This window comes from Arthrobacter gandavensis (genome assembly GCF_039528575.1).
In the GTDB taxonomy this organism is placed as follows: Bacteria; Actinomycetota; Actinomycetes; order Actinomycetales; family Micrococcaceae; genus Arthrobacter_B; species Arthrobacter_B citreus_B.
This window is the reverse complement of the sequence record NZ_BAAALV010000002.1, coordinates 48217-61494: the sequence shown is the minus strand read 5'-3', so window position 1 is coordinate 61494 and position 13278 is coordinate 48217. Positions and strand designations below refer to the sequence as shown.

At 65.5% G+C, this 13278-nt stretch carries 16 protein-coding genes; 8 read left to right on the top strand and 8 right to left on the bottom strand.

All coding sequences use genetic code 11. The features are described from left to right. A complete protein-coding gene (locus ABFX29_RS03440; RefSeq protein ID WP_152224861.1) occupies positions 1–804 on the bottom strand; it encodes an exodeoxyribonuclease III in 804 nt (267 codons plus the stop codon). 85 nt (positions 805–889) lie between these two features. Further along, positions 890–1669 carry an IclR family transcriptional regulator gene (locus ABFX29_RS03435; protein WP_152224859.1) on the bottom strand — a complete coding sequence of 260 codons (780 nt, stop codon included), beginning with the start codon at positions 1667–1669 and terminating at the stop codon, positions 890–892. A gap of 139 nt (positions 1670–1808) precedes the next feature. On the opposite strand from ABFX29_RS03435, the gene ABFX29_RS03430 reads away from it, so the two are divergent. Together ABFX29_RS03430 and ABFX29_RS03425 are read left to right on the top strand one after the other, a co-directional pair. Then, the gene (locus tag ABFX29_RS03430; protein WP_152224856.1) at positions 1809–2516 is read left to right on the top strand and encodes a CoA transferase subunit A; all 708 of its coding nucleotides are present in this window, start codon (positions 1809–1811) and stop codon (positions 2514–2516) included. Positions 2517–2520: 4 nt separating this feature from the next. Continuing rightward, positions 2521–3177: a CoA transferase subunit B gene (locus tag ABFX29_RS03425; RefSeq protein ID WP_152224854.1), complete on the top strand. Its 657-nt coding sequence runs from the start codon at positions 2521–2523 to the stop codon at positions 3175–3177. 129 nt (positions 3178–3306) lie between these two features. Here the strand turns inward: ABFX29_RS03425 and nadE are convergent, their stop codons facing one another. Next, the gene (gene nadE / locus ABFX29_RS03420) at positions 3307–4128 is read right to left on the bottom strand and encodes an ammonia-dependent NAD(+) synthetase (RefSeq protein WP_152224852.1); all 822 of its coding nucleotides are present in this window, start codon (positions 4126–4128) and stop codon (positions 3307–3309) included. A 112-nt stretch (positions 4129–4240) separates the two neighbouring features. Between nadE and pyrE the strand changes: the two genes are divergently transcribed. Both pyrE and ABFX29_RS03410 read left to right on the top strand, forming a co-directional pair. Continuing rightward, positions 4241–4810 (top strand): orotate phosphoribosyltransferase, encoded by a 570-nt coding sequence (gene pyrE / locus ABFX29_RS03415; RefSeq protein WP_152224850.1) that lies wholly within the window; start codon positions 4241–4243, stop codon positions 4808–4810. A gap of 25 nt (positions 4811–4835) precedes the next feature. After that, positions 4836–5843 carry an alpha/beta fold hydrolase gene (locus ABFX29_RS03410; protein ID WP_152224848.1) on the top strand — a complete coding sequence of 336 codons (1008 nt, stop codon included), beginning with the start codon at positions 4836–4838 and terminating at the stop codon, positions 5841–5843. Positions 5844–5853: 10 nt separating this feature from the next. Here the strand turns inward: ABFX29_RS03410 and ABFX29_RS03405 are convergent, their stop codons facing one another. Further along, positions 5854–6606, bottom strand: coding sequence for an HAD-IIA family hydrolase (locus tag ABFX29_RS03405; RefSeq protein WP_152224896.1), 753 nt, complete (start codon positions 6604–6606; stop codon positions 5854–5856). A gap of 208 nt (positions 6607–6814) precedes the next feature. Between ABFX29_RS03405 and ABFX29_RS03400 the strand changes: the two genes are divergently transcribed. The 3 genes from ABFX29_RS03400 (at position 6815) to ABFX29_RS03390 (ending at position 9015) form a co-directional block, all read left to right on the top strand. Beyond that, the gene (locus ABFX29_RS03400) at positions 6815–7429 is read left to right on the top strand and encodes a TrmH family RNA methyltransferase (protein ID WP_152224846.1); all 615 of its coding nucleotides are present in this window, start codon (positions 6815–6817) and stop codon (positions 7427–7429) included. 147 nt (positions 7430–7576) lie between these two features. Next, positions 7577–8596, top strand: a complete 1020-nt coding sequence (fbaA, locus tag ABFX29_RS03395) for a class II fructose-bisphosphate aldolase (RefSeq protein WP_152224844.1) — start codon at positions 7577–7579, stop codon at positions 8594–8596. Beyond that, positions 8596–9015: a DUF3151 domain-containing protein gene (locus ABFX29_RS03390; protein WP_152224842.1), complete on the top strand. Its 420-nt coding sequence runs from the start codon at positions 8596–8598 to the stop codon at positions 9013–9015. The genes fbaA and ABFX29_RS03390 overlap by 1 nt, the downstream gene beginning before the upstream one ends. A gap of 68 nt (positions 9016–9083) precedes the next feature. On the opposite strand, the gene ABFX29_RS03385 is transcribed toward ABFX29_RS03390, so the two are convergent. Together ABFX29_RS03385 and ABFX29_RS03380 are read right to left on the bottom strand one after the other, a co-directional pair. Next, positions 9084–9569, bottom strand: a complete 486-nt coding sequence (locus ABFX29_RS03385; RefSeq protein WP_152224840.1) for a DUF427 domain-containing protein — start codon at positions 9567–9569, stop codon at positions 9084–9086. After that, on the bottom strand, positions 9461–10189 hold the full coding sequence (locus ABFX29_RS03380; protein ID WP_338079133.1) for a hypothetical protein: 729 nt from the start codon (positions 10187–10189) through the stop codon (positions 9461–9463). The genes ABFX29_RS03385 and ABFX29_RS03380 overlap by 109 nt, the downstream gene beginning before the upstream one ends. Before the next feature lie 197 nt (positions 10190–10386). Here ABFX29_RS03380 and ABFX29_RS03375 point away from each other — a divergent pair, with 197 nt between their 5' ends. Then, positions 10387–11676, top strand: a complete 1290-nt coding sequence (locus ABFX29_RS03375) for an adenylosuccinate synthase (RefSeq protein ID WP_152224838.1) — start codon at positions 10387–10389, stop codon at positions 11674–11676. 57 nt (positions 11677–11733) lie between these two features. On the opposite strand, the gene ABFX29_RS03370 is transcribed toward ABFX29_RS03375, so the two are convergent. Next, positions 11734–12096, bottom strand: coding sequence for a VOC family protein (locus tag ABFX29_RS03370; RefSeq protein WP_152224836.1), 363 nt, complete (start codon positions 12094–12096; stop codon positions 11734–11736). Positions 12097–12284: 188 nt separating this feature from the next. Next, positions 12285–13277, bottom strand: coding sequence for a DUF2804 domain-containing protein (locus tag ABFX29_RS03365; RefSeq protein ID WP_152224834.1), 993 nt, complete (start codon positions 13275–13277; stop codon positions 12285–12287). Position 13278: the final 1 nt, after the last annotated feature.

Here is a 13278-nt window from a genome sequence, read left to right as displayed (position 1 = left end):
CTAGTCCAGTTCCACGATCACGGGCGCGTGGTCGGAGGCGCCCTTGCCCTTGCGTTCCTCCCGGTCGATGGTGGCACCGGTTACCCGGGCGGCCAGGGCGGGGGAGCCCAGCGCGAAGTCGATCCGCATTCCCTGCTTCTTCGGGAAGCGCAGCTGGGTGTAATCCCAGTACGTGTAAACCCCGGGGCCTTCGGTGTACTGGCGGGTCAGGTCCTGGAAACCTGAATCCAGGAATGCCTGGAAGGCGGCCCGCTCCGGTTCGGTGATGTGGGTGGCGTTCTGGGCGCGGAACCAGTCGATGTCCCAGACGTCCTCGTCCCGCGGGGCGATGTTCCAGTCGCCCATGAGCGCCAGGTTCAGCTTGGGGTCTTCCTCAACCCAGGACACGGCCTGTTCCTTCAGGACCTTCAGCCACTCGAGCTTGTACGGCATGTGGGGATCATCCACGGCGCGGCCGTTGGGAACGTAGAGGCTCCAGATCCGCACACCGCCGCAGGTTGCACCGATGGCTCGGGCTTCGGCGGCAGTGGTTTCCTCGGTCTTGCCGAAGTGCGGCTGGCCCGGGAAAGTGCGCTCGACGTCGTCGAGCCCCACGCGCGAGGCGATGGCGACGCCGTTCCACTGGCTCAGCCCGAAGTGCGCCACCTCGTAGCCGTTGTTTTCGAACATCTCCCAGGGGAAGTTCTCGTCCTTGGCCTTGGTCTCCTGGATAGCCAGGACGTCGACGTCGGAGCGCTGCAGCCAGGCTTCAACGCGGTCGGCACGGGCGCGGATGGAGTTCACATTCCAGGTAGCAATCTTCACCCTTGCTACGTTACCCAATCCGCGCAAGGAGGGCCTACGTTCCTGGGTGCCGCCTTTCTCGTCCGGCCTGGGTAGCTCGAACGCGCTACCGGGCCGGGGTAGGGCGGAGCTTCCTTGAGAGTTCGTGGGCATGGTGGAGCAGCAGGCGGCCAAGTTCCGGGCGGCGCTCGTCAGCGAAGCGGGGAGCTATGCCGGTGAGACTCAGCGCCCAGGCCGGCTGCCCGGAAGGATCGAACACCGCGGCACCCATGCCCCAGCTGCCGCTGACGATCAGTCCCGGGTTGACCGCGTAACCAAGGGCGCGGGTGTCGCGAACCCTGGACCGGATCGCGTCCGGGCCGTGGCTGTCACTGTGGTCGGCAGCGAGGTCAGTGGTCGCAAGGTATTGCTCTACCGCCTTCTCCGGCAGGAACGCCAGGATGGCCAGCCCTGCGGAGGCTACCCCGAGGGGAAACCTCTTGCCTTCGTGAAGGACGAAGGAGCGGATAGGGAACGCGCCGTCCTCACGCAGCAGGCAGACCGTCTCATTCCCGCGGCGAACCGAGAAGAAGGCGCTTTCACCGGTGGCTTCGGCGAGGGCCCGGACGTGTTCACGGGCCAGCGGGGAAATGTCGTAGCGTTCAGCGGCTACGGATCCCATGAGGTACAGCTCCGGGCCCAGCAGCCAGCGGCCGGAACGCCGGTCATGGTCCAGGAACCCTTCGGCGGCCAGCGAGGCAAGCAGGCGGTGCGCGGTGGGGCGAGGGAGCGCCGCGGTCCGGGCGACGTCGCTGGTGGCTATTCCGTGAGGCATCGCGGCGCTAACGGTTCGGAGCACTCCGGCGAGCCGATGGACAACCTGCGCACCTTGGACTCCCTCAACCATGTCCACATTATGAACGTTTAGCGGCATTCCGGCCATCATTCGAACACTTCTGTCGCATTCGTTGACGGCTTACACCCTGCTATTTAGCCTCGGGAGCCAGAAGGGGCACAGTCCACATTATGAGCAGAGGAGCGCGTCAATGGCTCGAAAGATCCTAGGCAGTGCAGGCGAGGCGCTGGCGGGGACCGTCCGGGACGGCATGACCATCGCCGTCGGCGGGTTTGGCCTCAGCGGTATTCCGGTCAACCTAATCACCGCGCTGCGGGAGAGCGGAGCCAGCGGGCTGACGATCGTCTCCAACAACATGGGCGTGGACGGCAAGGGGCTGGGAGTGCTGCTGGAGAACAGGCAGGTTTCCAAGGTGCTGGGTTCCTACGTGGGGGAGAACAAACTGTTCGCCGAACAGTATCTGTCCGGGGACCTTGAAGTGGAGTTTGTTCCGCAGGGAACCCTCGCGGAGCGGCTGCGTGCCGGCGGCGCCGGCATCCCTGCCTTCTACACGCCCACCGGTGTGGGAACCCCCGTCGCCGAAGGTAAGCCCGAAGCGGTCTTCGACGGACGGCGTGCCATCCTGGAACGCGGAATCGTGGCGGATATTGCCCTGGTGCGGGCGCACCTGGCCGACGCCGAAGGTAATCTCCGGTACCGGATGACGGCGCAGAACTTCAATCCGCTGGTGGCGGCCGCAGGGCGGATGACGATTGCCGAGGCCGAGCAGATCACCCCGGACTTCCTGGACCCGGACCGCATCCACACGCCGGGAATCTTTGTCCAGGCAGTGGTGCCCGCGGAAAACACTGAAAAGCACATCGAGCAGCGGACCGTTCGGGTCCGGGCGGAGGCATAAGAGCATGTGGACACGTGATGAAATGGCGGCGCTTGCCGCTGCAGAGCTCCAGGACGGCCAATACGTCAACCTCGGAATCGGCATTCCCACGCTGGTGGCGAATCACCTGCCCCCGGGCGTGAGCGTTTTCCTGCAGAGTGAGAACGGGTTGCTGGGCATGGGACCGTTTCCGTATGAGGGTGAGGAGGATGCCGACCTGATCAACGCGGGCAAGCAGACAGTGACGGTGCTTCCAGGCGGCAGCTTCTTCGACTCGGCAACGTCTTTCGGCATGATCCGCGGAGGCCACGTGCAGACGGCGATCCTCGGCGCGCTGCAGGTCTCCGCCTCCGGTGACCTGGCGAACTGGACCATTCCGGGCAAGCTGGTCAAAGGGATGGGCGGCGCCATGGACCTGGTGGCCGGTACCCCGCGGGTGATTGTGATCACGGACCACACGGCGAAGGACGGAACTCCGAAGATTGTGCAGCAGTGCGATCTTCCGCTCACCGGCGTTGGCGTCGTGGACCGCATCATCACCGACCGTGCCGTCTTCGACGTCGTCGACAACGCCCTGGTTCTCCGCCGCATGGCTCCCGGCCAGGACATCGACTCACTGCGGTCAGACACTGCAGCGACCTTCACCATTCAGCTGGAAACGGCCGACGCCGTGGTTTCATAGGCGGCTCGCCACTGCCTTCCTGAGCGGGCAGGTGGTCCCGGGTTAGGCGGCTTTAATACTCCAAGCGAGCTCTGCGAGCGAAGGAGTTTCGTTGCCGCCGTCCCGGGGCCATCGGCCCCACCTACAGGATTATTTCCACCAGCCGTCAAGAATCGAAACCGGCGTCGTCCGCTTGTGCCGCGTCATCAGGTAACGCTTCTCGATCTTCTCGGCTGCGTCGTCGGAGACTTCGCGGCCCTCGAGGTAGTCGTCGATCTGGTTGTACGTAATGCCCAGTTCCGTCTCGTCCGTCTGGCCGGGTACGCCGTCGAGCAGGTCGGCGGTCGGTGCCTTGCCAACAAGCTTGTCCGAGGCGCCCAGGGCGCTGAGCAGGGAACGGACCTGCCGTTTGTCGAGCCCGAACAGGGGCAGGACGTCGGCGCCGCCGTCTCCATACTTGGTGAAGAAGCCGGTTACGGATTCGGCTCCGTGGTCCGTGCCGATGACCAGGAGGTTGTGTTCCCCGCCAACGGCGTACTGGGCCGTCATCCGCACCCGGGCCTTGATGTTGCCCTTGTTGAAGTCGCTGAGGCTTCCGGTTTCCATGGCCGCGTAGGCCTTCTCGAAACCGTCCACCGCGTCCCCGATGTTGTAGGTCCAGGAGGTCTTGGGCTGGATGAACTCCAGCGCTGCCTGGGCGTCGTCTTCGTCGTGCTGTACCCGGTACGGCAGCCGCAGGGCAATGAAGTTCGCCTCCGTACCCTCCGCGTTCAGTTCCTCGACGGCCAGCTGGGCCAGGCGGCCGGCCAGCGTGGAGTCCACGCCGCCGCTGATGCCCAGCACAAACCCCTTGGTGTGGGATGCGTGCAGGTAGTCCTTGAGGAAGTCCACCCGGCGCCGGATCTCCGCTTCCGGATCAATGGCGGGGTGCACACCCATTTCGGCAATGATTTCGGCTTGAAGTTCGCGCATGGCGTTCAGCCTATACAACGCACTGTTTGCCGGGGCAGGGGCCGGACGTTCTGTGACGCCCGTGCCCGGCCTCCGGAAGGGCCGCAGGGAGGTGCTCGGATAGGATTGGGGCATGACTTCCCCGCAGATCGCCGCGTCCCGTGCCCGCCTCCTGGAACTAATCAAGGAACTGGCCGTGGTGCGCGGAAAGGTGATCCTTTCTTCCGGAAAGGAAGCCGATTACTACATCGACCTGCGCCGCATCACCCTGCACCACGAGGCTTCACAGCTGGTGGGTGAAGTCATGCTGGACATGATCGAATCCGCCGGTATCCAGTTCGCCAGTGCCGGGGGCCTGACCATGGGTGCGGACCCGGTCGCAACCGCCGTCATGAACGCCTCCGCCCGCAGCGGAGGCACCGTTGATGCGTTCGTGGTCCGCAAGGCGCAGAAGTCCTACGGCATGGGCCGCCAGGTGGAAGGTCCCGACGTGGCGGGCCGCGACGTCGTTGTCCTGGAGGACACATCCACCACCGGCGGATCGGCGCTGACCGCGGTGGAGGGTGTGCGGAACGCGGGTGGCAACGTCGTCGCCGTCGCAGTGATCGTGGACCGGGACACCGGTGCCAAGGAACGCATCGAAGCCGAAGCGGGCGTGCCGTACCTGTTCGCGTTCGGCAAGGACGAGCTCGGCCTCGACTAACACCCACACCGGTTGCGCCGAGCCCATGAGCGATGACCCAGCAAAGGTCCTCCGCTATGCGGAGAGCCTGGGCCGCTTTTCCCGGCGACGGTTCCTGGTTGGGGCCGCCGCCGGCCTGACGCTGGCCGCCGACCTTTTTGTCACACGCCTGATCCAGGAACAGCGCGAAGAGCTGCAAATCCTCACGGTCCGCGACGACGCCGCTGCCTCCGAGTTCCCCCGCGCCATGTGGTTCCTCTTCCCGGGCTACAAGACCAGCTGGGAAGAGGCGGTCTGGATTGTGAACTCGCTGCGCCCGGCGCTGGCCAGGCGCGGGCAGATGGCGGCAGTGGGGTATTCCAACAAGGGCCTTGACCTGGACACGGTCGAGGCCGAGGTTTTCCGGCACATCCGTACCCGGCGCCTCAACCGCGTGTATTTCTACGGGCACAGCTTTGGCGGGATGGTGGCCGTGGAACTGGCGGCACGGCTGCTGGCCCGTGGAGTGCAGGTGGAGCTGGTCATCCTGGACTCAAGCCCGGCCGGGCGTTTCGATGTCCTGGACCAGAACATGATCCGCGGCGTAGTGCTGCTCTACGAAGCGGGCTACCGGATCCCCAGCGCGCTGCGCGGAGGCTACGAGCTGGGGGAGCGGATCCTGCACAAGGACGAGCGCAGCTGGAGCACGGTGGTGGACCAGACGCTGGAACAGCTTTCCCCGCTGGCGCCGTCGAGCACCCTGATCCAGTCGGAGTCCTCCTACATTTACCATTACGACGCCGCTGCGTTCGCGGGTGCCATTGGAGACGCCGAGCTGGCCTTCATCGGAAACCCGGGCGATGAGACGGTGAACTACTACACCGCCCGGGCCCGCTGGACCGAGGTCTTTCCGAACAACATGGTCTCGAATTCGCTCGTCACCGAGGGTGCACGCCCGGCACATGCCAGCCCGCAGTGGAATCCGGTGGTCTACCAGCGTGTGGTGGACGAGGTCCTGGACACCTACGTTCCGGTGCCTGCCGTGGGCGGCGGCGGCGGCAAGGTGCCGTTCTAGCCCCCTCCGGCTAGACGGTCTTGATCAGGTCCGCCACGGAGTCGATCACCTGGGTTGGCCGGAAGGAGTAGCGGGCAATGTCCTCGCGCTGGGTGATGCCGGTAAGTACCAGCACCGTGGTCAGCCCCGCTTCGATCCCGGCGATGATGTCCGTGTCCATCCGGTCCCCGATCATGCCGGTGGTCTCGGAATGCGCGTCGATCTTGTTCATGGCGGAGCGGAACATCATGGGATTCGGCTTGCCCACAATGTAGGGCTCCCTGTCCGTGGCGGCCGTGATCAGCGCTGCGATGGCGCCGGTGGCCGGGATGGGTCCCTCCGCTGAAGGGCCGGTGACGTCCGGGTTGGTGGCAATGAACCGCGCGCCGTCGAGGATGAGCCGGATCGCCTTGGTGATGGTGCCGAAGGAATAGGTGCGGGTTTCTCCCAGCACCACATAGTCCGGGTTGGTGTCCGTGAGGATCATCCCGGCCTCATGCAGCGCCGTCGTCAATCCCGCCTCGCCGATCACGAAGGCGCGCCCGGGGGTGGAGGAGCCCTTGAGCTGGTCCTTGAGGAATTCGGCCGTCGCCAGTGCGGACGTCCAGAGGTTTTCCTCCGGGACATCCAGGCCGGAGGCATGCAGCCGGGCGGCGAGGTCCCGCGGGGTGTAGATCGAGTTGTTGGTCAGCACCAGGAACCGCTTGGAAGTGTCCACCCAGCGGTTGATCAGCTCCGCGGCTCCGGGAATCGCCTGGTTCTCATGGACCAGCACGCCGTCCATGTCCGTCAGCCAGCACTCGATGTTCTCGTTCTCGCCCACAGTTTGCCTCCAGTGCGTGTTCTGCTTCGTACCCGCAGCCAATCGGGAGTCCGGGCGCAGGCCTGTGTCTCCCGGTGCGGATGCGGGATGGTCCAGTCTTTCACCTTACGCTGGAAGGGTGATAGAGAGCCCTGAAACAATTCCCCCAACAGAGCCGGCAGAAGCCGAAATGCCGCAGGTTGGTGTTGGGCCGTGGGAGGGGCCGTGGCCCGAGGGTGAGCAGTGGGATCCTGAACTGCTGGCCGCCGGAGACCGGCGCAACGTGGTGGACGAGTACCGGTACTGGAAGCACGATGCGATCGTCGCGGACCTGGACTCCAAGCGCCATGAGTTCCATGTGGCCATCGAAAACTGGCAGCATGACCTGAACATCGGGTCCGTGGTGCGCACCGCCAACGCCTTCCTGGCCAAGGAAGTCCACATCATTGGACGACGCCGCTGGAACCGCCGCGGCGCAATGGTCACCGACCGTTACCAGCACGTGCGGCACCACCCGAGCGTGGAAGAGTTCACCGAATGGGCACGCTCCGAGGGCCTGGCCATCATCGGAATCGACAACTTCCCGGATTCAGTTCCGCTGGAAACCTACGACCTGCCGCGCAGCTGCGTCCTGGTCTTCGGCCAGGAAGGCCCCGGCCTCACGCCCGAGGTGCACCAGGCCGCGGAAGCCACGCTTTCCATCGCCCAGTTTGGCTCCACGCGGTCCATGAACGCATCCGCTGCCGCTGCCATTGCCATGCACGGCTGGGTCCGCCGCCACGTATTTGGGCAGAAGGTGAGCTGATACGCAGCGCTGGTCCGGGCTGAAGCAGCATGTGCGAAGCCCGGAACCTGTGTTATCTGATGCGCAAAGGACTCTTGTGGCTAGGATGGGAGAAGCCAAAGAGGGCCCGGCCCTGCCGCACTTTCGAACCTTCGCTAAGGAGTCAGCATGCCTATTGCAACCCCCGAGATCTATGCAGAGATGATCGACCGGGCCAAGGCGGGGGGCTTCGCATACCCGGCTGTCAACGTAACCTCCTCCCAGACCCTCAATGCCGCGCTCGCAGGTTTCGCTGAGGCGGGATCGGACGGCATTGTCCAGGTTTCCACCGGCGGTGCCGCGTACTGGTCCGGCGCCTCGGTGAAGAACATGGTCACCGGCTCGCTGGCCTTCGCGGCGTACGCCCGTGAAGTGGCCAAGAGCTACGACGTGAACATTGCCCTGCACACCGACCACTGCCCCAAGGACAAGCTGGAGGACTTCGTCCTGCCGCTGCTGGCAGCCTCCGAAGAGCGCGTCAAGCGCGGCGAGGACCCCGTCTTCAACTCCCACATGTGGGACGGTTCCGCCGAGACCCTCGAAGAGAACCTGAAGATCGCGCAGGACCTGCTGGCCCGCACCGCCGCCGCCAAGATCATCCTGGAAGTCGAGATCGGCACCGTGGGCGGCGAGGAAGACGGCGTCGAGAACGAAATCAACGAGAAGCTCTACACCACCGTCGCCGACGGCATGGCCACCATCGAGGCACTTGGAGACGGCAGCAAGGGCCGTTACCTCACCGCCCTGACCTTCGGCAACGTCCACGGCGTCTACAAGCCCGGCGGCGTGAAGCTGCGCCCGGAGATCCTGGACGAGATCCAGGCCGCCGTTGGCGGTTCGATCGGCAAGGAACGCCCGTTCGACCTGGTCTTCCACGGCGGTTCCGGTTCCTCTGCCCAGGAAATCGCAGACGCTGTGTCCTACGGCGTTGTGAAGATGAACATCGACACCGACACCCAGTACGCCTACACCCGTCCGGTGGCCGACCACATGTTCCGCTACTACGACGGCGTGCTCAAGGTGGACGGCGAAGTCGGCAACAAGAAGCAGTACGACCCGCGTGTCTGGGGTGCCTCCGCAGAAAAGGGCATGTCCGCCCGCGTGGTCGAAGCCGCACAGTCCCTCGGATCGGCAGGAAAGCACCTCTAATGTCAGACGAATTCCGCAAGAACCTGCTCGGCCCCGAGCCCACGTACCTGCCGGAGGAGACCGACGTCGTCGCCCGCCTCGCGGCCGGTGACGAGGCAGTGGACCTGGCAGCCAAGTTCCCCACCTCCTCCCAGGTCTGGGCGACGCTGGCCGACGAGGCCTTCGCTGACGGACGTCCGGTGGAGTCCTACGCGTACGCCCGGGTGGGTTACCACCGCGGCCTGGACGCACTGCGGCGCGCCGGCTGGCGCGGCACCGGCCCCATCCCCTGGGAGCACGAACCCAACCGCGGGTTCCTCCGGGCGCTGTACGCCCTGGGCCGTGCCGCAGCGGCGATCGGCGAGAGTGAGGAAGTGGACCGGATCGAGAAGTTCCTGGACGCGTCAGACCCGTCCGCCAAGGCAGCCATCGAGGGCTAGCACCGCCCATGCCTTGAGCAAAGGCGCCTCCCGTGCGGGGGGCGCCTTTGCTGTGCCCGGGGCCGGAGTTACCAGCCCCAGGTGCCCGGCGCGCCCTTAAACGGTCCGGTCACCCGGCTGGTGATCCAGCCGCCGTAGAAGTCCCCTTCCTGCGGCTGCACCTCTTCCCCGTCCACGGTCACGGAATTCATCAGCCCCGGGTACAGGGCGGCGGTGTGGGAGAGCTCCTCGTAGCCGGGAAACGGATGCGGGTAGGTCCACGCAGCGCGGGCAGCCCGCTGCGGGCCGGAGACGACGTCGAAATAGGCGGCTGCTCCCTTGAACTCGCAGTGCGTGATTCCGCTGACCGGCTGCAGCACTCCGGGGGCAAAGACGTCCAGGGGCAGGTAGTAGACCGGCGGATGGCTGGTTTCGAGGACGCGCAGGGCATCGGAGGTGTCTGCGATCAGGTTTCCGCCAAGCCAGACTTTGACGCGTTCATTGCTTGGTTCGACTCGGGGCGGACGGGGATAGGACCAGACTGACTCGGCATGCGGGTGAAAGCGGTTCTCCATGCGTGGGTTCCTTCCCTCTGCGCCGGGTTCCTGGCGGTGATGGTGGTGGTCACTGCCAGGATCTGCGGCTTGGCCGGCACGGAGGAAAACCCGAACCGGACAGGCGGGCTGACAGGCGTCAGGGAGCCCAGATCCTCGCCGTTCCAGGAACACTGCGCGGAGGCGAGGCGGCGGATGGAGCGTACTCCGTAGAACTCCAGGCGGTCCCCGGTAGTTCCTGCAGTCCGTACCCCGCGGACAATCAGGCTGGCCAGCGGGTTGATCGCCTGCAGCCAGAGCGGATGGACGGCCAGCGGGGCGGGAACGGCTTCAAGGACGCGTCCCAGCAGGGTCACCCGGCCAAGCTGCGCGCTGAGCTGCAGCGGACCGCCGTCGACCTTCAGCCTGTCCTCGGCCAGGAAGGCGCTGACCGGAACCACATCGATTGCGTCGAAGGTGTAGGTGGAGGAAACATAGCGGGCAACCGCTTCGCTGGGCGCGAGCAGCAGCCGGGAACCGAACCGGTTCTCCACCATGACATCGGTGAACGGGCCGAACGGTGAGTCCGGCCAGTGCCCAACAACCAGGCGGGTCCCCGAGGCAGTGCCCAGCCCGGCGATATAGCCGCGGAAGCGCTCCATGGCTAAACCGTACGCCTCCGTCCGCGGCTTCCAAACGGGCAAACCCGCAGATCGGCTAAACTTGACAGGTAAGAGCCCCGCAACCTGGATCATGGACCCCTGTGTCCTTCAGTCTCACGGTGCAGGGGCATTCTCATGCACGGTAGCGGTTCAGCGCCTGGCGCGGCTCCCTAGCGTAACTAATGGGGGAGGATCCCATGCCCGCAATTGTCATCGTCGGCGCCCAGTGGGGCGACGAAGGTAAAGGTAAGGCCACCGACCTGCTTGGCGGCCGCGTCGACTACGTCGTCAAGCCCAACGGGGGAAACAACGCCGGCCACACCGTCGTCGTCGGCGGTGAAAAGTACGAACTGAAGCTGCTGCCCGCCGGCATCCTGAGCCCCAACGCCATTCCCGTGATCGGCAACGGCTGCGTGGTGAACCTGGAGGCACTCTTTACCGAAATTGACGGGCTTGAAGCGCGCGGCGCAGACACCTCCAAGCTGCGGATCTCCGCCAACGCCCACCTTGTGGCACCGTTCCACCAGGTCATGGACAAGGTCACCGAGCGCTTCCTGGGCAAGCGTGCCATCGGCACCACCGGCCGCGGTATTGGCCCGGCCTACATGGACAAGGTTGCCCGGCTTGGCATCCGCGTCCAGGACATCTTCGACGAGTCGATCCTGCGCCAGAAGGTGGAAGGTTCGCTGCGGCAGAAGAACCAGCTGCTGCTGAAGGTCTACAACCGCCGCGACGTCGACGTGGAAGAGATGGTGCAGTACTTCCTCTCCTACGCGGACCGCCTGCGCCCGATGGTCATTGACTCCACCTATGAACTGAACCGCGCATTGGATGAGGGCAAGGTAATCCTGATGGAAGGCGGCCAGGCCACGTTCCTGGACGTGGACCACGGCACCTACCCGTTCGTCACGTCCTCCAACCCGACGGCCGGCGGCGCATCCGTAGGCTCCGGCATTGGCCCCACCCGCATCAACCGCGCCGTGGGCATCATCAAGGCCTACACCACCCGCGTTGGCGCCGGCCCGTTCCCCACGGAACTCTTCGATGACATGGGCCTGTACCTGCAGAAGACCGGCGGCGAGTTCGGCGTAAACACCGGCCGCCCGCGCCGCTGCGGCTGGTACGACGCCGTGCTGGCGCGCCACGCTTCCCGCGTCAACGGTTTCACGGACTACTTCGTGACCAAGCTGGACGTGCTTACCGGCATCGAGAAGATCCCGGTATGTGTGGCCTACGACGTCGACGGCGTGCGTTTCGATGAGATGCCGATGACGCAGACCGACTTCCACCACGCCAAGCCGATTTTCGAGTACTTCGACGGCTGGACCGAGGACATCACCGGCGCCAAGACCCTCGAGGACCTGCCGGAGAACGCCCGCAACTACGTGCTGGCACTGGAGAAGATGTCCGGCACCCGGTTCTCCGCGATCGGCGTTGGCCCGGACCGCGACCAGACGATCGTGATCCGCGACCTGATCGGCGAGTAATCCGTACGTAAAAGCCCCGCAGCTTCACGGCTGCGGGGCTTTTTCGTTGCGGCGCGCCTAGTCCCGCGCCGAAAGGACGCAGAATTCGTTGCCCTCAGGATCTGCCAGCACAACCCAGGGGACATCCGGTGCCTGCCCTACGTCGGCGCGCACCGCTCCGAGAGCCAGCAGCCGCTCGACTTCCTCTTCCTGGGTGCAGCCGTCGGGAACCAGGTCCATGTGCAGGCGGAGTTTCGCGGTCTTGGCGTCCGGGACGGGGACGATGTCGATCGGAGGCCCTGCCACTCCCTCCGCCGGTGCCAGGGAGATGCCGCCGTCGAACAGTTCGGCGACCCGGTAACCCAGGGCAGCGGTCCAGAAACTGGCCTGGCTCTCCACGTTGACGGCATCAAGGGCGAGGGAGGAAAACCTGTTGGCCACGTGGAGCTCCTTCGGATCGGTGAGGTCGGTAAGAACCTAGCAGCCGGGTGCCATTGGCGAAAGAGCCGGTAAACGTGTGGGTGGGACGTGCCGGGTGTGCGGTTTCCCAGCCGCCGGTACGGGTGGGACCAGCGGGAAACCACCAGGGCACAGCAGCCACAGAGGGTGGGAATCTGCGCGCGGGCGACTTACCAGCGGTTGCGTGCCTCCTCGATCCAGCCGTGCACGCCTTCCAACCCATAGCGCGTGCCGTCCGGAGCAGCGGCCCAGCCGGACCAGGCGCCGAAGGCCTGCCAGGTCTTTGAGGCGACGGCCAAAACGTTGGTTGCGGCGAAGCGCCGGTGGAACGGGGTCAGCGTGGCGTCGATCCAGTGCCCGCGCACCTGCCAGGGCGCGTGCGGATCGGTGAGGTCGTAGCTGAACTCCAGCTCGCCGTCGTAATGATGCAGCACGCCGTCCACGATCAACGCGTTTTCCGTTGCGGGAGTCCCCTCCGTCCACATCCCGCCAAGCTGCAGGCCAAGCCGGGTCCCGCCCGAGGCGCCATAGCCGGCGGCCCAGTTCCAGCGCCTCGAATATGGCCAGCGTCCGCGTCCGCGGTCCAGCACGGCGAAGGCGCCCTTGCCCACCGGATACTCCCGCCCGTCAACCGTGACGGTGCCGCTGACCCGCCGGGCCACGTCCTTGAGTGTGTACTGGTAGCGCGTGTCCGACCATGGAACAACGACTCCAAGCACGTCGCCTTCCGCGGGGGCGTAAAGCTCGACGCCGACGCGCGGCGACTCCGCCCGCAGATGCGTGCCGCCGTCGTCGTCATGGAAGCGAAGGTGCAGCCCGCCCATCGTGCCCACTGCGGTGATGGGCGGGAGGGTTTCGGGCAGGAGCGCGGTGGATCCCGGGGGAAGCGAGAGGGGATCGCTGGCGATTTCCTTGCCGGTGGCACGCTCGAAGACGTACAGCTGGAGCGTGGCGGCATAGTCCAGGTGCGCAATGGTCATGCCGAGCACCAGGTCCGGAGTCAGCACGCCCCAGTACTCCCAGCGCTTGGTCCGCCAGCCGTGCAGCAGCCCCTGGGGAAGGTCCGCAAACGCGTGCAGCGGTGAGCGGGTGAAGCCTGCCGCAGCCGGGTTTAGCTTCCCGTTTTCCAGCGACAGCTGGACGGGTTCCTTGATTTCCTCCATG